Source organism: Thermincola ferriacetica (assembly GCF_001263415.1).
In the GTDB taxonomy this organism is placed as follows: domain Bacteria; phylum Bacillota; class Thermincolia; order Thermincolales; family Thermincolaceae; genus Thermincola; species Thermincola ferriacetica.
Window position 1 is genome coordinate 1 of sequence record NZ_LGTE01000033.1, and the last position, 22,693, is coordinate 22,693.

At 48.2% G+C, this 22,693-nt stretch carries 21 protein-coding genes and 1 riboswitch; of the genes, 10 read left to right on the plus strand and 11 right to left on the minus strand.

Features of this window, described 5'->3' with window-relative positions; genetic code table 11:
* Positions 1-193: 193 nt before the first annotated feature.
* From Tfer_RS14450 to Tfer_RS14460, 3 genes are all read right to left on the minus strand, one after another.
* Positions 194-553, minus strand: a complete 360-nt coding sequence (locus Tfer_RS14450; RefSeq protein ID WP_052219009.1) for a hypothetical protein — start codon at positions 551-553, stop codon at positions 194-196.
* A gap of 119 nt (positions 554-672) precedes the next feature.
* On the minus strand, positions 673-1,005 hold the full coding sequence (locus tag Tfer_RS14455) for a type II toxin-antitoxin system PemK/MazF family toxin (RefSeq protein ID WP_052219010.1): 333 nt from the start codon (positions 1,003-1,005) through the stop codon (positions 673-675).
* A 1-nt stretch (position 1,006) separates the two neighbouring features.
* On the minus strand, positions 1,007-1,255 hold the full coding sequence (locus Tfer_RS14460) for an AbrB/MazE/SpoVT family DNA-binding domain-containing protein (RefSeq protein ID WP_052219011.1): 249 nt from the start codon (positions 1,253-1,255) through the stop codon (positions 1,007-1,009).
* A 493-nt stretch (positions 1,256-1,748) separates the two neighbouring features.
* On the opposite strand from Tfer_RS14460, the gene Tfer_RS14470 reads away from it, so the two are divergent.
* From Tfer_RS14470 to Tfer_RS14495, 6 genes are all read left to right on the plus strand, one after another.
* Complete coding sequence (locus tag Tfer_RS14470) at positions 1,749-2,003, plus strand: type II toxin-antitoxin system prevent-host-death family antitoxin (protein WP_013119436.1); 255 nt, start codon at positions 1,749-1,751, stop codon at positions 2,001-2,003.
* 31 nt (positions 2,004-2,034) lie between these two features.
* On the plus strand, positions 2,035-2,274 hold the full coding sequence (locus Tfer_RS14475; protein WP_242843606.1) for a type II toxin-antitoxin system RelE/ParE family toxin: 240 nt from the start codon (positions 2,035-2,037) through the stop codon (positions 2,272-2,274).
* Positions 2,202-3,494 (plus strand): helix-hairpin-helix domain-containing protein, encoded by a 1,293-nt coding sequence (locus tag Tfer_RS14480; RefSeq protein WP_427916567.1) that lies wholly within the window; start codon positions 2,202-2,204, stop codon positions 3,492-3,494. The genes Tfer_RS14475 and Tfer_RS14480 overlap by 73 nt, the downstream gene beginning before the upstream one ends.
* 395 nt (positions 3,495-3,889) lie before the next feature.
* Positions 3,890-4,501: a TetR/AcrR family transcriptional regulator gene (locus Tfer_RS14485; RefSeq protein WP_152909074.1), complete on the plus strand. Its 612-nt coding sequence runs from the start codon at positions 3,890-3,892 to the stop codon at positions 4,499-4,501.
* Positions 4,502-4,512: 11 nt separating this feature from the next.
* The gene (locus Tfer_RS16755) at positions 4,513-5,211 is read left to right on the plus strand and encodes a response regulator transcription factor (protein WP_013119443.1); all 699 of its coding nucleotides are present in this window, start codon (positions 4,513-4,515) and stop codon (positions 5,209-5,211) included.
* A 170-nt stretch (positions 5,212-5,381) separates the two neighbouring features.
* Positions 5,382-8,069 carry an FAD-binding and (Fe-S)-binding domain-containing protein gene (locus Tfer_RS14495; RefSeq protein WP_052219013.1) on the plus strand — a complete coding sequence of 896 codons (2,688 nt, stop codon included), beginning with the start codon at positions 5,382-5,384 and terminating at the stop codon, positions 8,067-8,069.
* 122 nt (positions 8,070-8,191) lie between these two features.
* Here Tfer_RS14495 and Tfer_RS14500 read toward each other — a convergent pair whose 3' ends face one another.
* The 8 genes from Tfer_RS14500 to Tfer_RS14535 all read right to left on the minus strand — a co-directional run bounded on the left by Tfer_RS14500 (position 8,192) and on the right by Tfer_RS14535 (position 18,493).
* Positions 8,192-9,694 (minus strand): B12-binding domain-containing radical SAM protein, encoded by a 1,503-nt coding sequence (locus Tfer_RS14500; protein WP_052219014.1) that lies wholly within the window; start codon positions 9,692-9,694, stop codon positions 8,192-8,194.
* Positions 9,657-11,021: a B12 lower ligand biosynthesis radical SAM protein BzaD gene (gene bzaD, locus Tfer_RS14505; protein ID WP_052219015.1), complete on the minus strand. Its 1,365-nt coding sequence runs from the start codon at positions 11,019-11,021 to the stop codon at positions 9,657-9,659. Before bzaD ends, Tfer_RS14500 begins: the two co-directional genes overlap by 38 nt.
* Before the next feature lie 5 nt (positions 11,022-11,026).
* A complete protein-coding gene (locus Tfer_RS14510; protein WP_052219016.1) occupies positions 11,027-12,562 on the minus strand; it encodes a DUF2284 domain-containing protein in 1,536 nt (511 codons plus the stop codon).
* The gene (gene cobT, locus Tfer_RS14515; RefSeq protein WP_052219017.1) at positions 12,543-13,622 is read right to left on the minus strand and encodes a nicotinate-nucleotide--dimethylbenzimidazole phosphoribosyltransferase; all 1,080 of its coding nucleotides are present in this window, start codon (positions 13,620-13,622) and stop codon (positions 12,543-12,545) included. The genes Tfer_RS14510 and cobT overlap by 20 nt, the downstream gene beginning before the upstream one ends.
* Before the next feature lie 51 nt (positions 13,623-13,673).
* Positions 13,674-14,402: an adenosylcobinamide-GDP ribazoletransferase gene (gene cobS / locus Tfer_RS14520; protein WP_052219018.1), complete on the minus strand. Its 729-nt coding sequence runs from the start codon at positions 14,400-14,402 to the stop codon at positions 13,674-13,676.
* Between the two features lie 68 nt (positions 14,403-14,470).
* Entirely contained in the window at positions 14,471-15,751 is a 1,281-nt protein-coding gene (gene bzaB / locus Tfer_RS14525) for a B12 lower ligand biosynthesis ThiC-like protein BzaB (protein WP_052219019.1), read from the minus strand.
* Between the two features lie 58 nt (positions 15,752-15,809).
* Positions 15,810-17,108: a phosphomethylpyrimidine synthase ThiC gene (thiC, locus tag Tfer_RS14530; RefSeq protein ID WP_052219020.1), complete on the minus strand. Its 1,299-nt coding sequence runs from the start codon at positions 17,106-17,108 to the stop codon at positions 15,810-15,812.
* Positions 17,109-17,137: 29 nt separating this feature from the next.
* Complete coding sequence (locus Tfer_RS14535) at positions 17,138-18,493, minus strand: purine-cytosine permease family protein (protein WP_052219021.1); 1,356 nt, start codon at positions 18,491-18,493, stop codon at positions 17,138-17,140.
* Between the two features lie 105 nt (positions 18,494-18,598).
* Positions 18,599-18,770: riboswitch (cobalamin riboswitch) on the minus strand.
* 205 nt (positions 18,771-18,975) lie between these two features.
* On the opposite strand from Tfer_RS14535, the gene Tfer_RS14540 reads away from it, so the two are divergent.
* From Tfer_RS14540 to Tfer_RS14555, 4 genes are all read left to right on the plus strand, one after another.
* Positions 18,976-19,407 (plus strand): MerR family transcriptional regulator, encoded by a 432-nt coding sequence (locus Tfer_RS14540; protein ID WP_013119453.1) that lies wholly within the window; start codon positions 18,976-18,978, stop codon positions 19,405-19,407.
* A 25-nt stretch (positions 19,408-19,432) separates the two neighbouring features.
* Positions 19,433-20,284: a zinc metalloprotease HtpX gene (locus Tfer_RS14545; protein WP_052219022.1), complete on the plus strand. Its 852-nt coding sequence runs from the start codon at positions 19,433-19,435 to the stop codon at positions 20,282-20,284.
* Between the two features lie 236 nt (positions 20,285-20,520).
* Positions 20,521-21,384 carry a LuxR family transcriptional regulator gene (locus Tfer_RS14550; protein WP_052219023.1) on the plus strand — a complete coding sequence of 288 codons (864 nt, stop codon included), beginning with the start codon at positions 20,521-20,523 and terminating at the stop codon, positions 21,382-21,384.
* 135 nt (positions 21,385-21,519) lie between these two features.
* A partial coding sequence (locus Tfer_RS14555; protein ID WP_052219024.1) for a S8 family peptidase occupies positions 21,520-22,693 on the plus strand: 1,174 nt, incomplete at its 3' end.

The window sequence follows — 22,693 nt, forward strand, 5'->3', positions numbered from 1 at the left end:
TTTCCGCCGAAACTGCAATATAAGCCATTGAGTTCGGGAACGCTGCCTGAACGGCAAGGGTTTGCAGCACCAAGCTCCCGGGTAGCGGAGACACCTTCCTACCCTGCCGCCATTCTCCAGCATAAAGCTCCTTGGTAGTGGAGAACCCCACCCACCCTTCACGGCTACCTGCAACTATAGAATGCTGAATACTTTACTTTTCGAAAGACTTTAAGTTGACGGCTATTCTGGAAGTTAAATCTTTGATTTTTTCCCAGTTACTTGACTCCACTTCTATTTCAAATGCGGTGTCGGAGGCCTCTATTTCTATTTCTGTTTTTATTTCTGTTTTTATTTCTGTTTTTATTTCGGCTTCCGGCTCTTTTGCTGACAGGGCAGGACCTGCTTTGGATTTTTCGTTCAAAATTTCTGTTTTAACGAGTTTGACTTCATCGGATTTATACTCTTTTACCTCAAATCCTTCTTCATCAATCAGGTATTTCAAGAGGCACAACAGAGTTTTCGCACTGACCTGTTTTTTAATTTTTATTTTTCCTTCAAACTTGATTTTCATCATGGTACCACCTCGCCGTATATAATATGAGGCTGTAATATTATATGAGGCTACGGCAAAAATTAATAACTGTAGAAGTCAGTTAAAACAAAATGCATCCTAAAACAAAGGGAGTATTATTAAAAACACGCAGAATGCCTTGCCAGAACCTCTGCGAGAACTTCAGCGGGGGCTTTTTCAATAAACCGGGCCTTCCGGGAGGTATAGTCGACAGCTTTTACTTGCTCCACCATGATGTAGCCGGAAATTTTTTTGCATCCTTCAGTTTTCACGTGAAGGGGGTAATTTCTTTTTGTGGATGTAATAGGGCATACTATTGTAAGGCCGGTCTGTTTGTTGAAGAAGTCATTGCTAATTACCAAAGCGGGCTTTTTTCCCATCTGTTCGTGTCCCGACTGAGGAGTGAAATTTAACCATATAATGTCCCCTTGGGCCGGAGTATAAGTTGTCATCTTACCACTCCTCCCTGCCCACCGGCGGACCCCATTCCTCTTCTTCGGGAGTATGTTCAGCTTTATAATCTGCAAAGAGTTCTTGAATGGTGTATTTTTTTTCCTTTTTCCTGGCACGGCGGATAATTATTTTGCCGTACTCCGCAATTAATTCAACTTCGTCGTCTTCCTTAATAGAAGCAATGGCAAGAAGCTGTTTGGGAATTCTGATTCCCTGACTGTTACCCCATTTTTGAATTTTTGCCATCATAATAAACCAACTCCGAGTAATAGATTATAGAGCCCATCGTGTATATACATAGTATATACTTTATTTCTAATAGTGTCAATGCACCGGTCAACCATGTAAAACAAGCCAGTTTAACACATATGGTATGTATTGGTTTGCGTTTTCATTTTATGATATCCGGGTATGCTGGAAACACGATAATAAAAGGAGGAGGATGCATTATGTTACCGCTTGGTTCAGAACAACGCCCCATTGTAGTGAAAGTTAATTCCGAGGAAAAAGCGACAGCCCATAAAGCCTTGCGCCGCGAGGCTTTATGGTTTTTTGGGGGGAAATGGATATGTTTCCGTGGACGGGGAACTAACCGGTCATACCCGCGATGGAACTACGGTGAACTAAAAAATGAAGATGAGGTTACCCAAAAAAACTTGACAGTATCCTCTTTGTTGCCGCTGTTGTATTTTACGAAGAATATTGCTATAATAATAACAGCAAAAAGGAAAGGAGATTTATTATGCCTAACATTAAGCCGATTTCCGATTTAAGGAATTACAATGAAGTGTTGCGTTGCATAGAGGAGGGTTCCCCGGTCTTTTTAACAAAAAATGGCCGTGGCCGCTATGTGGTTATGGATATGCAGGAATATGAAAAAATGCAGGCAAAATTAAAATTGCTTACTGAACTGGCTAAAGGTGAAAAGGCGGGGCGGGAAAATGGATGGCTAACCATTGATGAACTGGAAGCATCCCTGGGGGTAACGAATGGTTAATCTTAAAATCTCGCCCAAAGCGCAAAAGGATATGCTCGAGATCAAAGAATATATCTCCGAGGAATTAGGTAATCCTACAGCAGCAACGAATATGCTGGCCAAAATCACCAAACGATTCAGAGATCTTATGGAATTCCCGTTGATTGGAGCGCCCTTGTCCTCTGTTATTAAAATTGAAACAAGCTATCGTTACCTTGTGTGTGGGCAATATACAGCTTTTTACCGTTCTTTAGCGTCATCAAGATCAGGTCCAAGGGCTTTCACGGCCTGATAACCGTTGTCGGTAACCTTGCCGCTGTCAGTGTGGGAACCGTCCTGCGCCTTAAAGGCGAATGGAAACACGACAGCAAATACGGAAAGCAATTCAATGTCCACGACTACCTGGAGACGGTTCCCGCTACTGTTGCCGGGATTGAAAAATACCTGGGCAGCGGCCTGATCAAAGGTATCGGACCGGTTTATGCCCGCAGAATCGTAAATCATTTCCGGGAAGACACCCTGAGAGTGATAGAGGAACAGGCCGACCGCCTGCTTGAGGTAGAAGGCATCGGACAAAAACGGGTGGAAATGATCAAAAAAGCATGGCAGGAACAGAAGGAAATCAAGAATGTGATGCTGTTCTTACAGAGCCGCGGGGTATCAGCCTCTTATGCTGTGAAGATATATAAAACCTATGGGAACGAAAGTATCAATATCGTCAAAACCAATCCCTACCGTCTGGCAGATGATATCTGGGGTATCGGCTTTAAAACAGCCGACAAGATTGCCCGGCAGCTCGGCTTTGACAAGAACTCTTATGAGCGCTGCCGCTCAGGGCTTATCTATGTTTTGAACGAACTGGCCAATGAAGGACACTGCTTTGCCGTACGGGAGCAACTGGTGTCCGAAACGGTCAAGATGCTGGAACTTGAGGAGTCACTGGTTGAATCTACCATTGACAGGATGGTCGAGGAAAAGTGGGTTATTCCCGATGAAAACAACGCTGTTTATCTTCCGCCGTTCTATTTCAGCGAAACCGGCACTGCCAAAAGAATCAAAGAAATCCTGGCCGTTCAGGCCCCCAAACGGGCAGTGGATATAGAACGGGTCATCAAAGAGGTGCAGGCGGAATGCGGTATCACTTATGATGAAGTCCAGTTGGAAGCTATCAAGACAGCGGTTACATCCAAATTCATGGTCCTGACAGGCGGTCCCGGAACCGGGAAAACCACTGCCACTCTTGCCATCATCAGGGTATTTCAGAAACTGGGCGCTTCATGTATACTGGCAGCCCCCACCGGGAGGGCGGCCAATGTTGATATTATCCTGATGTACAATTTACTGAAAGCGGTATCCAATGAAACTGTCGTCATTCTTGTGGGTGATGTGGACCAGCTTCCGTCGGTGGGCGCCGGTAATGTCCTGAAAGATATTATTGATTCCGGAACCGTACCTTTGGTCCGGCTGACCAGGATTTTCCGCCAGGCCATGGGCAGCGATACCATGAAGTGATTCAATTTTTAGTTCACTGTATTGCTACCGCGGGTATGACCGTTTACTCCGGTTTCCCAGGGCGACATCCAGTCATCTAAGCTGTTAAGCTCCGGCAGCAAGCCGGTATCCCCGAACTTGACGGCTCACCGGGTATTCCTTATATGATGGCCGCCTCCCGTTTCGCTATTACTGCCAGCGAAACTTCCCGGCGGCCCTCGCCGTCTGCGGACATGCGGGGACTCCCCGGTTTGCTGCTCTCCACTTTACAGCTAGATTCCTGACGATGCCGCCCAGGGGAAGCCCTCCGCAAACGGTCATATCCGCTCTGATATTATGGTTAAAATTTTCCGTTTGGTAACTTTAAGGGAAATGTGTTATAATAAAAGAAAGAACGTTCGGTCGGTATGGAGGGGATGGCTTTGGTAAGGGAAACTGTTTTAAAAGCGGAAAAGAGACAGGCCGGCACAGAGCTGAAGGATAAGATTTTCAAAGCTGCCCAAAGGCTTTTTGTAGAAAAGGGATACCACAGTACCAGTATTCCCGACATTGTAAAAGAGGCGGGAGTTAGCACGGGGGCTATATATCATCATTATTCCAGCAAGGAGGAACTGGCCAGGGAAATTCATAAAACTGCCGTGCAGCAATTTCTCGCAAATTTTAATGAACAGGTTAGAACGCAAAAATCAACTTATGCAAAAATCCGGGCTTATACAAGCTTAATGTTCCGGTGGACTGAACAGGACCCGGTCATGGTCCAATATCTGCTCTACGGGCGACCGAAGGAAATACTGGTGAGGAACCTGACCGTATGTTCCGAAGAAGGTTTGCAAGCTACGAGGGAAATGGTCGAACAGGGAATGGAAGCGGGCGAAATTAAAACCATGAATCCGTGTCTTGCTTCAGCCATTATTTCAGGTACCCTTATGAGGATGATTGAACTCAGACTGGACGGGTTAATCGAACATCCGCTGGAAGAATTTATTGAAGCGGCAGCTAACAACATCTGGTTGGCCCTTAAGGCTTAGGGGGGATTATAATGATAAAACCCGCCCTGTATATAATCAGCCGGCAGACGCTTTTACGACAGGCCTTGAGCCATTTATTATCAGGCAGTAACCGGTTTCGGGAAATTAATGGAAGCGTTTGCTTCAGTGAAAGCCGGTTAAAAGCCGGCGCCCTTGAAGAAAATACCTGGTTCATCATTGACGCGGAGTTGCCGGATTATGAAATTCAAGAGTTACTCCTTCTGGCAAATAGGGGCGGCGGCCGGGTAATTATTTTGGGAAGCAGTTATAATGCCAAAAGAATTATTGAACTGATGCCGCTCAAGGCTGACGGATATTTGACAACGGATTCGCCGCAGGACGAACTGTTTGCCATACTGGAAAAAGTGGAATCCGGCGGGCCGGTGATAGCTGACAGTTTAATTCCCGATATGATGAACAGGCTTTCTGCTTCTTTACAGGTGAAGCCGGAAAAAGAAATTCTGCTGACGCCCAGGGAGCAAGAGATATTGGAACTGCTGGCCCAAGGGTACACAAATGGCCAGATTGCCAAAAAGCTTATAATCAGCGTAAATACAGTAAAAAACCATGTGCACAACATTCTTGAAAAGCTGGGGGTTTCTAACCGGGCAAAACTGGTTTCTTATGCCATGAGCAGAGGCCTTGTAAGCGTGTTGTTAGTGGCTTTGGTTATTACATTGCTGATATCCATTAATACATCGGTATGTTAATTTTAGTTTAAAGATAGACCGAAAGGACTAGTTAAAACTAGTCCTTTTTATATGAGGAAAAATAAATAGTTAGGTTCATTACAGCAGTGGACAGGTAGGGTATAATTAAACCGAATGAATAATCGTTCTGTTTTTGTGTTTGTGGTCACAAATTAAAAGGAGGGAGTTTTATGGGACAAAAAGAGTTGCCGGGGGCTTTAAAGAAGAAGTTGGAAGAGCTTTTCGGAGACCGCGTACGGTTCAATAAAGTGGAACGGTTGGTTTACTCCCACGACATGGGGGTTTTGCCGTCCCAGGTGATGAAGCTTATTGATACTATGCCCGATGCTGTTGCCCAACCGGTTTCTGAAGAGGAGGTAATAGCCGCAACCAATCTGGCCAGGGAATTTAGTTGGCCGTTGATTCCGCGGGGTAGCGGCACGAGCGGATTTGGCGGTGCGCTGCCGACCCGGGGAGGGATTGTCCTTGATTTTGTACGGATGAACAGGATCATTGCGGTTGATGAGCATAATTTAACGGTAACGGTGGAGCCGGGCGTTGTTTGGGGGGACTTGCAGGAGTACCTGCAGGCCAAAGGGTTTGATCTCAGGTTATATCCTTCCAGTACACCGTCGGCTACCGTTGCCGGATGGGTTGCCCAGGGGGGCAGCGGTTACGGGAGCTTTGAATATGGTTTCTGCGGGGAGAACATCGTATCTGTTGACGTTGTTACAACCGAAGGAATTACCAGGTCTTACGCGGGAGAAGAACTTAAATTTGTCAACGGCCTTTGCGGGATTACCGGAATCATAACGAAGGTAACCGTTAAAATAAAGGAAAAAGACGAAGATGTTGTAGTTTTGGCTGCTTTTGATAAACTCAATGATGCTGCCGAAGCTCTGCGGATGATTAGACAGCAGGCTCTACCTCTGTGGTCGGCAACTATGTCTACTCCCGCCTATATCAGGTTAAAGCAGAAAGCATCCCAGCACATTGTGCTGCCGGAGGACAGGTATTTCCTGCTCTTTGTTTATCCAAAGACAAGAAGAACAACTGTTGAAATGGCCTTGGAAGGAATTATTGCTTCCTGCCATGGCGAATTAATGCGGGAAGCCCTGGCCAGGGAAGAATGGAACGAACGATTTTACCCGATGCGTTTTAAAAAGCTTGGGCCTACCTTGATTGCCACGGAAGTTATAGTTCCCATAGACAGGCTTTCGGAATTTGTTTCCGAAGTGGAAAGGAAATACAAAGGGGAATTTGCCCTGGAAGGCACCATGATTCATAACGATAAAATATCGATTTTGGGCTTTATGTTATCTGATGAGAGAAAAGCCGGTTTCCCGCTGGCTTATACCAATTCCCTGACTGTCATTGAAATAGGTGAAAAGCTGGGAGGCAGAGTATTTACCCTGGGACTGTATTTCGCTGACAAAGCAAAAGATGTTTTAGGTGAAAACCTGGTCAATGAGATCTGGGCTTATAAACAAAAGATTGACCCGCAGGGTATCTTAAACCCCGGAAAAATAATTCCGAGTTCTCTCGATAAAAATTCACCGGCCAAAACTCTCAGCAAAGCCATGTCCCTGGCTAATGCCGGGAAAGGTTTAATAGGCCTGGCCGGTAAATTCATGAACAAAGTACAGGGTGACGACTTTGCATCACCGTTGAGCCCACAGATTACCAACGATACCTTTGCCTGCGCACTCTGCGGTTATTGCCGGAACACCTGTACCGTTTTTGACGCCGTTCCCTGGGAGAGCAATTCTCCTCGGGGTAAATACTACCTGCTGACCCAGTATATCAAGGGGAACATACAGTTGGACGAAGAAGTGTCGAAGGCCTTATTTTCCTGCACCACCTGTGCGAAATGCGATAAGGTCTGCCAGATTCAGGCCCATAACGCCCATAACTGGATGTCCCTCAGACCCTGTTTCCATGCTAATGGCCTTGAAAATACAGGTTTGGCCGGCGTGAGAGAAAATGTGTTAAAGACAGGCAATTTCTGGGGTGTTCCGGCCGACCAGAAATTTAAGTGGTTGGATGTTCCTACTCTTAAAAAGGGCAAGATTGCATACTGGGCCGGGTGTTGGGCCAATATAGTCATGCCTAATATGCCCAGGAATATCACGCGAATTTTCAACAAGATCGGGGTAGAATTCGTTCATTTCGGAGAAGGAGAAACCTGCTGTGGCCTGTACCTGGCTTTGGGGGGCTACATGGACGATTTCACCCGACTGGTTAAGAAAAACCTGGAGATGTTTAAAGAAGCCGGCATTGAGACCATGGTCTTCTCCTGCCCGGGCTGTTTTGCTACCTTCTCTGAAAACTATCCGGCCATCGCCCAGCAGTTGGGTATAGAATGCAATATTAAATTCCGCCATGTCACTGTATTCCTGAGCGAACTTATTAACCAGGGCAAATTAAAATTTGACCGTCCTGTGAACTGTAAAGTAACCTATCATGATTCCTGCCATGTGGGCCGCTGGTTCGGACATTACGAAGAACCACGCAGTGTCATTAAGGCAATTCCGGGTGTGGAGCTGGTGGAAATGCCGCACAACCGGGAAAACGCCCTCTGCTGTGGGCTGGTATCGGCCTTTGATTCACTGCCTACTGTTCAACATGCGGGCATAAAGAGGGTCAGTGAAGCTGAAGGGACCGGCGCCGATTTCCTGATCACAAACTGTGCGGGATGCGGTTCCCAGTTTAATGCCACCAGTTGCGCCATGCAGACCAGGGTACGCCAGAAAGACTTTACAGACCTTGTGGCGGAAGCCCTTGGTATTGAAACGGAAGACCAGACGGAAAATATAGGCAGGTTCATGGGGGCGGCTGTAGAGATGCTGCAGACAAGTGCCATGGTGAAAAAGAGATAAAAGGGCAGTGAAAAAACTAATAGGTTTCCAGGGTGCCGACAAAAGTTATTCTACAAGGTATGGGGAGGTTACATGTTTGTAAAATCATTTAACCTCCCCTTTTTCTGTAATGTATCTTTGACTTAAATCTGAAGAAAGACCTCATTAATTTCTTTTTCAAATTGCCGGACAATAGCCTCTGTCTGTTCTTTATCCCACTGCTTTCCTCTTTCCAGGGTCTCCAGAGCATTTTCGAAAATGCCGATTAACAGCCTGTTAATCCGAGCATATTTTTCGCGGGCATTCTCCGGTTCCGGGACTTTACCGCCCCAGATTCCGGCCATACGGTTAAAGAGGTAATTGGTAACCTGCCGCATCAAGTCAGCAAGTACCGCCACCTGTGTATCGGCAAATAATGCTACCCCTTCATAAGAGGAATTTCTCTCAAGCTGCAGCCGTCCCTGCTGTTGCAGGTGCTGAAAAGCCGGAGTGCCTTTTAACACAATCTGGTGGTGGTACAGGACATTGGCCGTAACAGGCAGGTTATGCAGCAGGTCATTTCTCAGGAGAAATTCAAAATTACCCCTGATATCTTCCAGGGTCGAATCAGGCTCAAACATGATAAAACCGACATTGGGTTCCAGCCCGTTTTTCCGGAGGATGCGGATGGCTTCTTCGTTCTGGGCCACAGTCGTCATTTTATTCATTCTTTTCAGCGAACTGTCCTTGCCGCTTTCCAGGCCAATCAGGATATGCCGCAGACCGGCTTCCCGCAGTGCGGCTATGGTTTCGTCATGAATATCATTTACCCGCCCTTCAATACCAAAGCGAATTTGGCGTGGTTTCAAGAGGGCGGCCAAGCGCAGCGCCCGTTCCTGGCCTCTTTGGCCCGGGCCGAAGAAATTGGGGTCTGTAAAATAGAAATCCCTGACACCCCGTTCGGCAATAATTCCGTCTATCTCCGCCACGATATTATCGGGGCTGCGTCCCCGCCAGCGGGACCCGGCGCCATAGAAAGGATTGATATAACAAAAAGTGCATCTCCCATAGCAGCCCCGGCTTCCCTGCAGGTTTACCTCCGGCAGGCGGTACATGGCTTCGGTACGTACCGGGGTAGGGAGCCGGTCTAAGTCTGCCAGCACTTCGCGCCGCCGGTATTGAACGCCGGTACTGTCTCGTACGGCCAGTCCCGGCAAATTGACAGGGCTAACCCGGCAGGAGAGGGCTTCCGCCAATTCGACAAAAGTTATCTCGTGCTCGCCTACAATGACCGAATCAATGGCCGGACACTCCTGTAAAATATCGGTATAGGCGATGGTGGGGTAGAACCCGTAAGCTGTTATATAAGAAGTAAGTCCGGCGTTTTTGACTTGCTCCAAAAAACCGTAGAGGGCCCGGTCAGTTTGCCAGTGGTAGACCATATGAACGCCTAAGACGTCAGGTTTCCAGGCGCTTACTATGTTTTCAATTTCAGCGTAAGAAAGTTTGTCCAGGTACCCTTCCACAATTTCTACTTCATGCCCCCTGCTGTTTAACATGGCGGCGGCATAGCCGGAAAGCAGGCATGACGACAAGGGGGTATTGGCAATATCGTTACAACGTTCCGGCTCAATACTTCGCGGGTGTTCGAGCAACAGTATTTTCATTTGAATGTGTCACCTCCTGCCACATAAATACGTTTCTGGCTAATTGGATAGTTTCCAGCTTATACCGGAACCGGTCAAAGGGTTGCGGGTTATAATATGTAGGGTAGAGTAGGTCGGTATCCGGACCTATGACCCCTTGGGCCCGGGCCATTTTTTCAATGGGTGTGCCCGGTAGAATGCGGATATTGTTCAATACCACCGTCCCCAAATTCCTGCGCTTGCTGTGTATCTCGTAGATTTTTTCCAGGAAATCTATACTTTTCCGGCAGGTTCTTTCTGTTTCCCCGGGGACATTAACCATAAAATGGTATACGGTGGTAATCCCTGTCTGCGCTGCCAATCTGGCAGCCTTCAAAATGTCTGCTTCATTTAGGTTTTTCTGCAAAATATCCAAGGCTTCCTGGCAAAGGCCGTCCGGTGAAAAAGAAAAACACTCACAGCCGGCTTTTGCAAACAGTGCTATATTTTTTTCATTCAGTTGGTCTTCCCGCATGAATCCGTCCCAGCGCACCGCCAGTTTTCTGCGAATTAATTCGTGACATATTTCTTCCAGGTGGCCCTGGGGAATGTTCAGGACGGGGTCAGTAAAGTGGAAACTTGTAATACCGTACTCTTTATGTAAAACCTCTATCTCGTCTACAACGGCTTTGGGCGGTCGGCACCGCAATTTCCTGCCCTGTAATTTCGGATAAACACAATAGGCGCAGTTAAAGGGGCATCCCCGCTTTGTTTCAATACCGATGGCCGGAACGTAGCTGTTTATATCCAGATAAAGGGATGGATTAAGGAGTTGGCGATACGGTGGGATGTAGTTTGCCATATCGAACTCGCGGGAAGGAGGGGTAACCCGTATTCCTTTCCCTTCCCGCAGGCAGAGCCCCGGTAATGGAGGAGGGTTATCCAGATTATCGAGCAACGCCGGGAAAGTAACTTCCGCCTCGCCGACAACACCGTAATCTATTTCCGGCAGTTCAAGCATAAGCCGTTCCGGAAAGAGGGAAAATCCGGTGCCGCCGGCAATAATCCTGGCTTGCGGCAGGACTGCAGCAATAAGCCGTACCGCAACGACAAAAGGGGGAATGAGGGAACTGGTCTTATTGGCCAGGGGATCTATATTTCTCAGAGATATCCCCACCACATCGGGCCGGAAAGCCAAAAGCCTCTCCTTAACGGCTCCGAATGGGTCAACTTCCAGATTCATATCCACTATATCCACCTGATGTCCACCCTGTTGCAGTTGACCGGCCAGGGTGACTATGCCAATGGGGTAGACCTTTTCCTGGGAAACCCCTTCGACAGAAAGCGCCTGGATCATCAAAACACGCATGTTCATCACTCCAATAATAATAAGGCAAAATATGTTACAAAATCATTTTTGTCTTGCAATACCTCCAGATGAAAACCTGCCCGCCTGACTGTGGCAAAGACATCGATGCCGGCTCCTTCCATGGAAGGCCTGGCATCCCTGGTATTCCGGCATTTTCCGTCTGTAGCACAGGAATCGCACAGCGAGCATGGCCCCGCCCAGAAAACGAAGGCTTTATGGAAACCAGCTTTAAAAGCTTCCCTTTCAGCCCGGAGTACACGACGCTGAAAATCCCCTGTTGGAGGCTGACCTTTTAAAAGTAAGGCCCGGCTATAATCTTTCAATAAATCCCTGGTTTTTTGCGGAGGCAGGCTATTCGGCGGGCAATGGCCTTTGCCGTACCCGCTGCAGCCAAACCGGCATTTCACGTCGGCCCAGTCAGTTACATGTACCATGTCTGTGGAAACAGGGCAGACGTCATCAAATCCCAGGGTTTTTATAGAGGACACTAATCGGTCTACAGGTTGGAGGTGTAACCTGGCCAGGGCTCTTTTATTTTTGCCGGCGATAATTAAGGCGGTATCTGTCTTTAATGGAATAAGCTCTGTCTTGTAAAGATTCAGCCGGGCAAGTTCCTGCATGACCCGTTCACAGGAAAATACCTTTCCGTTATATGTATTGATGAACATATTTAAATCAAAAAGGGCTGCTTTTTCCGGGTAATGTTCCAGGAAAAAGTCATGAATGACCAGCAAACCGTTGGTTTTCAGGCAATCGGAAGCCCTTTGCAGGATACCGGTAATCTCTTTTTCTGAATAGGCATGAATAATGTTAGAAAGGATAACCAGGTCAAAACCGGCTGTGTCTACGGGCCAGTCTTCCAAAATATTGGTTGGACAAAAGGTTATCCTTTCAACCAGTTTTTCAGCCTGCATAAATTCCTGCGTACAACTCAGCACTTCGGGCAGGTCCAGCAGGGTAGCGGTCATGGCCGGGAAGCGTTTCAGAAAACCTGCTGCAATAGCTCCTGAACCGGCCCCTACATCAAGGATTTTCCCGCTCATAGAAAGACCTGCAAAAAAAGGCATGATTTCCTGTACCTTGGTTCTGGCCACCCGGTCCATGGCGCTGATATACATCCTGATCCGGTGGGTCCGCTGTGCCGGGTCTTCTTCGGATGCCCCATAATTGACCCTGCCCCCGGCCCGGAGGCAGCTTGCCAGGTCCTGCCACCGGGAGACCAGGTATTTTCGCCACAAGATGGAATCTCCCTGGTAGTTCTCTTTACCTGCCACCAGATATTCACTGGTAAGTCCGGTATTATAATATTTTTCTCCGTAATTAATTAGCAGTCCCATGGCGCACAGGGCCTGCAGAAATCTTTCCATTCCCGCCGGCCTGCAATTCAGGATTTCCGAAATTTCTTCTACGGACTTGCCTCCCCGCTCAATATGAGTGAAAATGTCCAGTTCAACGGCCGTAAAGAGGACTTCAGAAAACCAGTACCCTGTGGCCAGGTCTTCCAGGTATTGCGGACCTGGCCTATTCGCCTCTTGGTGCATCTGGGGTCACCCCGGCATCTTCAAAAGTAAGCATTTTCCCGATAACCTGCGCGGCCGATTCCACGATATTCATGGCTAGGGCTCCTCCGGTACCTTCACCCAGGCGGAGGTTAAGGTTGAGCAGGGGCTGCAAACCCAATTCCCTCAGCATGTGCCGGTGGCCGTACTCCATGGATTGATGAGCCGCAATCATATAATCCACCGATGCCGGGGCCAGCTTTTTGGCCAGCAGTGCCCCGGCGGAGGAGATAAACCCGTCTACTACCACGGGGATTTTGTGGTAGGCCGCCCCCAGAATCACCCCGGCAATTCCGCCGATTTCAAAGCCGCCTACTTTGGCTAGCACATCTACCGGGTCATTCGGGTCAGGCCGGTTTATCTCCAGAGCCCTTTGAATTGTACGAGCCTTGTTCTTTAAAACTTCGTCAGTGATACCTGTACCCCGGCCCGTTACTTCCTCTGCCGGTAATCCGGAAAAGGCAGCCAATATAGCGCTGCTGGGAGTGGTATTGCCAATGCCCATGTCCCCCGTGGCAAGCAATTCCACCCCTTCCCGGATTAATTTATCGGCCACATCAATACCTGCCTCCAGCGCCTGTACGGCCTGTTCCCGGCTCATGGCCGGGCCTTTTGCCATATTGCGGGTACCGTAATCCACTTTGTAAGAAAGAATCTTTCCTGCTGCTACCAGGTCGGTCAAGTCAGCGGCCACCCCCATATCCACCACATATACCCGGGCCCCGGCCACTTCTGCCAGGACATTGATGGCTGCCCCGCCGGCCACAAAATTAGCTACCATCTGGGGGGTTACTTCCGGTGGGAAAGCGCTTACCCCTTCTGCCACTACACCATGGTCGCCGGCCATGGTAACCACGGCCTTGTGCCTGACTGAAGGTTCCAGAGTTTCCCGGATAGCGGCCAACTGTTCTGCCAAATTCAAAAGCTCGCCCAGGCTGCCGCGGGGAATGGCCAGTTTATCCAGGTAGGTCCTGGCTTTCTGCCGCCACTCCATGCTTACAGGCGTAATTCCTTGAACTACTTTTTCCAATTTCAAAGCCATTCCAGTTACACTCCTTACTATTGAGTTTGCTTAACCTTTATGAGACTGAAATCATAAAATTTGTAATGTTACCAGGGCTAACACTTCAATTACCTCTGTCATGGCGCCCAGGGTATCGCCGGTTACCCCGCCGATTTTTGCTGAAATGAATTTGCTCAGAATAGCAGTACATGTAAGAACAACTCCTGCCAAAATAAGGCCTTTTATACCAAGCATGATTATAACAGCAGCCAAAACAGTTACAGACGCCCAGCACATTTCCCTGGTGCCCACAAACCGGGTGAAACCTCCGGTGCCCCCATTATTCCTGGCGTAAGGGTAAAGGGTAGCGCCGTATACTTGCGGCCAGCGACCCAGTGCCGGCACTAAAATAAGCGCCGTAATTTTGGCGACCGGGGGAATCTGGCTCAGCAGCACAAACTTGGCCAGTAAAAGGAGGCAGCCGGCCATGACCCCATGGGAACCGACCCGGCTATCTTTCATAATTTCCAGGATTTTTTCCCGGGATTTACCGCTGAAAAAACCGTCTGCGGCGTCCATAAGGGCATCTCCATGCATATTGTCCGTTATAATAACCAGAAATGCAACGACAAAAAGGTCACATGAAGGGTTGGGGAAGGTATGTGACAAAACTGTATAAAAACCTGCCGCCAGAGTGCCCAAAAGCAATCCGACAGCCGGGAACCAGGCCATGGAACGGGCAAGGTCTTTTTCGGTCACTTCACTCCGTATGGTGACCGGTATTCTGGTAAGAAACTGCAGGGCTAACAAAAAATGCATCCCAACAACTCCTATCGGGGTAAAGTCGAGTTGTGTAACAAGTGTGCCTGAACATTAACCCCGAGTGTTTATCCTGTGATACCAAAATATTTGGCTGCAAACTGGGCGGCACATTCAGGCCCGCAAACTGCACATTCATGGTCTCCCAAATTGTCCAGGGCCAATTTTGTTTTTTCAGGATCGATGGAATGACGAATTTGCCCCTCTGTTTCAAGGACTACCCGTGCCCTGGCCATTTGCAGGTCCTCTTCCCAGGCCATTTTATTGCCCCGGGCCAGGTCGGCGGCATGAGCGGCAATACGCATTGCGATGACGCCGTCTTTGACATCCTGTTCCAATGGCAATCCCAAATGTTCGGCAGGAGTAACATAGCACAGGAAATCAGCTCCGGCTGCGCCTGCCAATGCCCCGCCAATAGACGCGGTAATATGGTCATATCCGGGCGCTATGTCCGTGGCTAACAATCCCAGCAAGTAATAAGGGGCTCCGTTACACAAACGTTTTTGCAGTAAAACAGTGGTTTCCACATGGTGCATAGGAACATGCCCCGGTCCTTCTACCATTACTTGCACTCCGGCGGCCTGGGCCCGGGCTACTAGTTCCCCGGCCACCATAAGCCCTTGCAGTTGGGCGGCATCCAGTGAATCTGCCGTGCAACCGGGACGGATGGCATCGCCGACGCTTAGTGTGACATCATATTTTTTGCAAATTTCCAGTACCCGGTCAAATTGTTCATATAAAGGGTTTTCCCGGTTATTGTGCAGCATCCAGCCTGTCAAAAATGCCCCTCCCCGGCTGACTACATCAGTGACACGCCCGGTGGACTGCAGCCGCCGGATAACGTCAAAATTTAAAGCTGCATGAATGGCCATAAAATCTATGCCATCGGCCGCATGTTTTTCGATGGCCTCAAACATATCCTCCGGTTCCATGGCCACGATACTCCCACGCTTTTCGATGGCTTCGATGGCTGCCTGGTAAATAGGCACACTGCCGACGGGAACGTTAGCGGTAGACAGAGTATAGCGCCGCATGGCGTCAATATCTCCGCCGGTGCTCAAATCCATGAATGAATCGCACCCGGCCTTTTCGGCAACAGTTAACTTTCTTGCCTCCATTTCTGGGTCTGACCGGTCGCTGGACGTGCCGATTAATGCGTTAACTTTAATCCGCAGGCCTGCCCCGATTCCACAGCCGCTGAATTTTTTCCGCAGTTTGTTTTTCGGAATAACAATTTTTCCGGTGGCTACTCCTTCCTGAATAAACTTCACATCAAGATTCTCTTTGGCAGCTACCAACTCCATTTCCGGTGTAATTTTGCCCGCACGGGCAGCTAACACCTGGGTCATAATTATCATCCTTTCTTTTGGACACATGTAGATTTAGATATGTTAATTAGAAATTATCCTAACAACTGGTTTTGGCTGTTCCCAAATACTCGGCTACCACTTCCATAGCGCAGTATTTACCACACATTGCGCATGCCGATGAGGAATCGTCGCTTCTTTCTTTTCTGATCTGTCGGGCCCGCTGGGGGTCAATAGCCAGAGCCATTTGTTTCTCCCAATCCAATTCTTTTCTGGCCCGTGAAAGATCTCTGTCCCATTTAACCGCCTCCGGCATACCTTTGGCCAAATCAGCAGCATGAGCTGCTATCCGGGCAGCTATTACACCTTCCCGTACCTGATCAATATCAGGCAGGCCCAGGTGTTCGGAAGCTGTTACATAGCAAATGAACTCAGCCCCTGCCCAGGCGCTGATAGCCCCGCCGATGGCGGCGCTGATGTGGTCATAACCGGCGGCTATGTCTGTGACCAGGGGGCCGAAAACAAAATATGGGGCGCCTTTGCACAGGCTCTTTTGTAAGGTGACCGTTGCTTTAAGGTGGTTCAGGGGAACGTGGCCGGGACCTTTAACCATGACCTGAACGCCGGCTTCCCTGGCTCGTCTCACAAGTTCCCCCAGCACCACCAACTCCTGAACCTGAGGCCCATCCAGCGAATCAGCCAGGCAGCCGGGCCGCATTCCGTCAGCCAGGCTGATGGTTACATCATATTTACGGGCAATTTCCAGCACTCTATCGTAGTTTTCATACAGGGGATTTTCCTTGTTGTTATACAGCATCCATCCAATAAGATGAGAGCCACCGTAACTGACTAACGGATCAATCCGGCCTTCTTTTTTGGCCCGTTCCACAATGCTCATGGTAGTGCCGCAATGCAGGGCGAGGAAGTCAACTCCATCGGCGGCCTGGCGTTCAATAACTTCAAACAGTTCTTCGACTTCCATCCTGAGGGATGAACCGTGTTTTCTACCGGCTTCGGCCACGGCCTGGTAAAAGGGGAGCGTACCCAATGGGGTTGGAGTGGCGGCAAGAGCCTCCCGCCGCATGGCATCTATGTCCCCGCTTACACTGAGGTCCATGATGGAGTCGGTTCCCGCTTCCACTGCTGTTTTGATTTTGGCCACTTCCGTATCAATAGTGGCATTTTCCCCATATAAACCTACGCTGGCACTGACCTTTGTTTTTAGTCCGGCTCCGATCCCGGCAGGGATAATGTTGCGGCGGTTAATGTTGCGGGGAATTACGATTGTCCCGTTGGCCACCCCCTGCCGTATAAATTCGGGAGTAACACCTTCTCTATCAGCAACCTGTTCCATTTCGGGCGTGACTACCCTGTTTAAAGCTTTTATCAACTGGGTCACAACAAATCTCCTCCTTAAAACATAATTTCTCATTCTTCAAATTGCAGTGGTTTTACAGGTACAGCCGCACTCCTAAATTTTAAGAGTACCCGGTACACCAGCGCGCTGACGACAAGGCTAAGGAAGTAGCTGATATCGGCATGGCCAAGATATTTTTCGGCCAGGGGACCTACATACAGCACAGAACTCATAAAAGGAACGGACACAATCACTCCGATCACAAAGGCAGTAATGCCGGCCCAACCGTTTGTGGTACTGTTCTGCGCCAAACCGCTCCGGTAATAAAAGAAATCGCTGAGGACCACCCCCAGCCACGGGGCAATCCAGTAGGAGAGAAGAAGCAGGAAGTTTTTATATGTATCGGCTAATTGCCCGCCACCGAAGGAAACCAATAAAGCTCCTATACCTCCACACACTATAGCGGATGTCCAGCGTTTCAGAGGAATACCCATGGCCAGAGCTGCCAGGCCGCCACTGTAAATGGCCATGGCATTGACGGGGAATATGCTTAAAATGACGGTAATCAGGGCCGGTATTGTAAACACGCCCATCAATTTGGCAAAGAAATCCATGGGCCCGGCATGCATGCCTAATGTGGCTGTTAAGGCGCCAAGTATTTCCAGCCAAATACAAACTGTTAAAGCTCCCAGGTAAGAGGCCAGCCAAACCTTTTTCCCGGATGTATTTTCGGGAAGATACCGGGAATAATCGGAACCAATGGGGCAGTAACTGATCTGATATGAGAAGGCTATAGCTACGGCAAGTATAAATATACCCAGATTAAATTCACCGTTACTCGCGGCTGATTGACTTAAAAGCGCGGGCAGGTTCTGTACAGATATTACTGTCATAATTATGAAAAGTATACCAATTATAATAGACATCCAGTGGGCAAAGGTATGGATGAAATTATAACCGTAAACGGCAATTAACAGGGTGGCTATAGTGAGAATCAGCAATGCAGAGTGATAACCTAAAGGTAAAATTTTTTGTAGCGCCATGGCAGCTAGCACTAAATTTACAGCCAACCAGCCAATGTTATTGACCAGGTTAAGAAAAGATAATCCAAAAACTCCGATTTTGCCAAAAGCCCTTTTGCTGGCCGGGATAAGAGGTTGGCCTGTTACGGGTCCCACGACCGAGGTCAGGCCAAGAAAGGCGGCTCCCAACAGGTTGCCTATAATAATCGCTAAAATAGCATGCTTAAGTGATAAGCCAAATTCAATCCCCAAAAAGCCGGTGAACCAGGTAACTACGTTTAAGTTGATGGCAAACCAGATGGTAAACATCTGTCTTGCCCGGCCGTGACGCTCTTCTCTGGGAATTGGCTCAATCCCGTAAGGTTCCACCTCCAGTACTTTTTCCTGATAAGCTGCTTCTGACATAAACATCCCCCCATTATAATTTTTCTGAGTTAAATAAAAAATCCACGCCAGAAATCCGGCGTGGATTTACCTTCTCCCCACCTAAGCCAACCCTTACACACGAGGCGGCATAGACCATTCCAGGCAGGTCTCCTGACTCAGGTTCATCGCATTGAATGCCCCTTCCCCCTTGCGGAGTGGTTTGGCATCTGCTCTCCTTCACAGTGGCGGGTCCGTCCGGGATTTGCACCCGGTTCCCTATTCTCCCTTCACGGGCACCTGGAACGTTTGGTAATTATCCAGTTTGTTAGTGTTATTATAGTAAAAGTTTCCCACTGCTGTCAAGGGGTTGGACAAACACGACACAAACATTTTTCATTTACTGGATTGAATTTGGTAAAAATAACATTTGAACAATTGACTAACAGAACGTACTACTGTATATTTATAGTATAGGAGTAAATTTAAAGGGCTTTAGGTAACTTGGGATCTGGGGGGATAATGTGGGGAACGAAAACAAGTACCTGCGTATTGGCCAACTGGCTGAATTAGCCGGGGTTAGCGCAAGGACTATTGATTATTACACCCAACTGGGCCTCATCCATGAAGCGGCCCGTACTCCGGGCAATCACCGTCTGTATGCCGAAGAAACGCTAAAAATAATTAAAATGATAAAAGAAATCCAAAAACAGCATTACTCTTTGGAGGAAATTGCCCATTTGTTAGCCGGCAAAGAGAAAGGTGAAGTTTTTGAAAAGATTGTCAGCATCAGTCAGCATCTGGACGAATTACAAAAGGAAGTGACGGAACTGGTACCCGCTCTTCAGGTTGCCGGCGGAAATCCGCAGATAAGAATGGTATCCCAGGAATTAATTAACAAGGGGTTGTGCGTTATCCAGGCCTTGATGATTTTGCTCGGTGAGCCAATGATTTAAAACAAAAAAGGAGGATTGATTACCATTGAGTGGTTTTGGCAATCAATTAAAGACCGTCGTATTAATGAGTATCCTGACGGTGCTGGTCATACTTGTCGGCAGCGCTTTGGGCGGCCGGCAGGGAATGGTGATAGCTTTTGTATTTGCTTTGTTAATGAACGGCGCCAGTTACTGGTTCAGTGATAAAATTGTTATTAAGATGACCGGGTCCCAGCCTCTTACCAGAAATGACAATCCGGAACTGTACGATATGGTGGAAAGACTGGCCAGCAAGGCCGGACTGCCTATGCCCAAATTGTACCTCACCCCGTCCCCGCAGCCCAATGCCTTTGCCACGGGAAGAAATCCGGCCCATGCGGCGGTAGCTGTTACGGAGGGCATACTCCGCTTATTGAACCGCGAGGAACTGGAGGGCGTAATTGCTCATGAGTTGGCACATATTAAAAACCGGGACATTTTAATCGGCACCCTGGCGGCCGTCATGGCCGGTGTAATTACTACTCTGGCTGACTGGGCGCAGTGGGCGCTGATTTTCGGCGGCGGGAACAGTGACGATGAAGAAGGCTCGGGTCTTGCTGCCCTGCCGATGATCATTCTTGCTCCGCTGGCCGCCATGCTGGTGCAGATGGCTGTTTCCCGTTCCCGGGAGTACTTGGCTGATGCAACGGGAGCGCGCATAGCGGGGAGCAGTAACGGCCTGGCCAATGCCTTGCTGAAACTCGAGCAGGGGGCCCGGATGATACCTATGGAAGTTAACTCCGCTGCCAGCCATATGTTTATTGTCAATCCCTTATCGGCTCAACGCTTACTGCACCTGTTTTCCACCCACCCGCCCATTGCTGACCGGGTCCGCAGGTTGCGGAATATGGGGCTATAATTAATGAGGTTTCCGCTTCCAGCATGACACTGTATTTAAGAAAAAATCCCTTCCCTTGCCGTGGGAGGGGTTTTTTTATGTGTTTTGATAATGTCATAACAACCATATAAAAGGAATTTGTCAGAAAAAAGAGAATAATAAAAGAAAATAGCTGGGAATACAGGCAATAATTGTTAAACAATTTTATGGATAATCGATGTAGCGAATACTTTGAAAGATGGGAGGGCGGAAGAAGTATGCTTTTTGAAAAACTGAAGCAATTAAAAAAAGCAGATTATGACAAATTCTTAATACCGTCTCAAATACTCGAAGCCTCCTATAAACGATGCCGGGATAAAAGGGTTAAAGCTGAACTGGCTCAAATGCCGAGAATTCTAAGCCATCCTGAAGTTGATAAGTTGCTGGAAAAATCTAAGCTTTTATTATTGGTAGCCTGGCCTGTGATAAGAGAGGACCTTTACCCCAATTTTACCGATGAGGATCAGTTAATTATCCTCTGTAACCATGAAGGATACGCTGTTGCTTTAATGAGCAGCCCGAAAGCCCTTGAGTTATGCTATAGTATGAATATTGGCCCCGGAACCTGTTTCAGGGAAGAGGTCTGCGGGACCAATGCTATTGCTTTGGCCATGAGCTTGGGGAAAACGGTTGTCATAAGAGGGGAGCAGCACTACTGCCGGTTATTTAAAGATTGGAGCTGCATTGCGGCGCCGTTAAGAGGGCCCGGTGGGGATATTATCGGATACCTTGACGTTTCCATGGGCAGTGAGGAGGAATTAGGTAATACACTGGCTTTGGTACAGTTGGCTGTCAAGTATATCGAAGAAAAAATGGGTGAAAAGCAGTTATCCGATGAAAGTTTAAAAAGAGCAGTTATTTTACCAGAAAACCCCTTAAATTTAGGACTATTGACTACACGCGAGAGAGAAGTAATTCGTTTAATGGCCGGTGGACAAACGATAAGTGAGATAGCAAAAGCAATGAGAATAAGCCGGGAGACAGTAAAAACATACTGTAAAAGAATTTATAAAAAGCTGGGAGTTAACAGGAAAAGCGATTGCTTAAAGAAAGCCAGGGAATTACGGTTATTTGATGAATGAGCATGTCCCCCTTCGGGGGGACAAAATTATGTCGAAATGTGACTGAAAAATCCCCCATTTTGGGGGACAGAAATTTATGGAAGGGTATGCTATGATGAGATTATACTATAACAACCCGGGGAAAGGAGGTGAAAAATGAGGCTCAATTTAAAAAAGGCAGTAACATTAATCCTCACAACATTATTAATCTTTTCCCTGTTTTCTGTTGCCGCGCCGGGTTTTGCCGTTCATGAAAAGGTCTCCGCTGATTTAGCAAGTAAGATCAAAAATAATTCCAACTCCATAGTTCCCGTAATTGTCCAAACAAAGCAAGGCTTACAGGAACAACATAAAACCCGCATCCAACAGTCAGGCGGTAAATTGAAGCACGACCTTTCCCTGATCAAGGGTTTCTCCGCTGATTTACCTGCTTCGGCCATAGAAGAAATGTCTAAGGATGAAGATGTCGTCCAAATTTCCTGTGATACCGAAGTCCATGCCTGCCTCGATACTGCGGTACCTGCAATCAATGCTCCTGCCGCTTGGGCAGTCGGTTTTACAGGGAAAGGTATTACTGTAGCCGTTATTGACACTGGCATTTACCCGCATCCTGATTTAACTCAGCCTACGAACCGCATTATAGCTTTCAAGGATTTTATCAATAAAAAAACATCACCTTACGATGACTACGGCCATGGCACACATGTAGCAGGGATTATTGCAGGTAATGGTGGTAAATCCAACGGGCAATATAAGGGCGTAGCCCCTGAAGCCAGCCTGGTAGGAGTCAAGGTTCTGGACAATACCGGCGGCGGCCGCGCCAGTGACGTAATCGCCGGAATACAATGGGTTGTTCAAAACAAGGCCGCTTATAATATTAAAGTGATAAACCTATCGTTAGGCGCTCCGGCAACACAATCCTACGCTGCCGATCCCCTGAGCCAAGCTGCGGACGCGGCCTGGGACGCGGGGCTGGTGGTAGTGGCAGCCGCAGGAAATAATGGGCCGGCGGCAGGGACAATAAACACCCCCGGCATCAACGCGCATATAATCACGGTAGGGGCTGTGGATGAGAGGGGGACAGTTGACCAAAAGGATGATGTTATTGCCGGTTTTTCTAGCAGGGGGCCGACCATTGACGGTTTAACCAAGCCTGATTTAGTGGCCCCGGGGGTAAATATTACCTCTCTGGCATCAGACACGTCGTATTTGCCCAAGAAAAATAGCGGTTCGGCAGGTAAACCAGGAAAAGCCGCTCAAGCCGAAACCCAGGAAAAACCTGCACAAACCACTATTACCAATTACTATGTTACCATGTCGGGGACATATT

Bases quoted from the DNA above. Each gene is read 5' to 3' on its own strand.
- Tfer_RS14495 (WP_052219013.1), top strand. From the start codon at position 5,382: ATGGGACAAAAAGAGTTGCCGGGGGCTTTAAAGAAGAAGTTGGAAGAG.
- Tfer_RS14550 (WP_052219023.1), top strand. From the start codon at position 20,521: ATGCTTTTTGAAAAACTGAAGCAATTAAAAAAAGCAGATTATGACAAA.
- Tfer_RS16755 (WP_013119443.1), top strand. From the start codon at position 4,513: ATGATAAAACCCGCCCTGTATATAATCAGCCGGCAGACGCTTTTACGA.
- cobT (WP_052219017.1), bottom strand. From the start codon at position 13,622: ATGGCTTTGAAATTGGAAAAAGTAGTTCAAGGAATTACGCCTGTAAGC.
- Tfer_RS14535 (WP_052219021.1), bottom strand. From the start codon at position 18,493: ATGTCAGAAGCAGCTTATCAGGAAAAAGTACTGGAGGTGGAACCTTAC.
- Tfer_RS14455 (WP_052219010.1), bottom strand. From the start codon at position 1,005: ATGACAACTTATACTCCGGCCCAAGGGGACATTATATGGTTAAATTTC.
- bzaB (WP_052219019.1), bottom strand. From the start codon at position 15,751: ATGACCCAGGTGTTAGCTGCCCGTGCGGGCAAAATTACACCGGAAATG.
- Tfer_RS14460 (WP_052219011.1), bottom strand. From the start codon at position 1,255: ATGATGGCAAAAATTCAAAAATGGGGTAACAGTCAGGGAATCAGAATT.
- bzaD (WP_052219015.1), bottom strand. From the start codon at position 11,021: ATGCGTGTTTTGATGATCCAGGCGCTTTCTGTCGAAGGGGTTTCCCAG.
- Tfer_RS14485 (WP_152909074.1), top strand. From the start codon at position 3,890: ATGGCTTTGGTAAGGGAAACTGTTTTAAAAGCGGAAAAGAGACAGGCC.
- Tfer_RS14475 (WP_242843606.1), top strand. From the start codon at position 2,035: ATGCTCGAGATCAAAGAATATATCTCCGAGGAATTAGGTAATCCTACA.
- cobS (WP_052219018.1), bottom strand. From the start codon at position 14,402: ATGCATTTTTTGTTAGCCCTGCAGTTTCTTACCAGAATACCGGTCACC.
- Tfer_RS14510 (WP_052219016.1), bottom strand. From the start codon at position 12,562: ATGCACCAAGAGGCGAATAGGCCAGGTCCGCAATACCTGGAAGACCTG.
- Tfer_RS14470 (WP_013119436.1), top strand. From the start codon at position 1,749: ATGCCTAACATTAAGCCGATTTCCGATTTAAGGAATTACAATGAAGTG.
- Tfer_RS14450 (WP_052219009.1), bottom strand. From the start codon at position 553: ATGAAAATCAAGTTTGAAGGAAAAATAAAAATTAAAAAACAGGTCAGT.
- Tfer_RS14500 (WP_052219014.1), bottom strand. From the start codon at position 9,694: ATGAAAATACTGTTGCTCGAACACCCGCGAAGTATTGAGCCGGAACGT.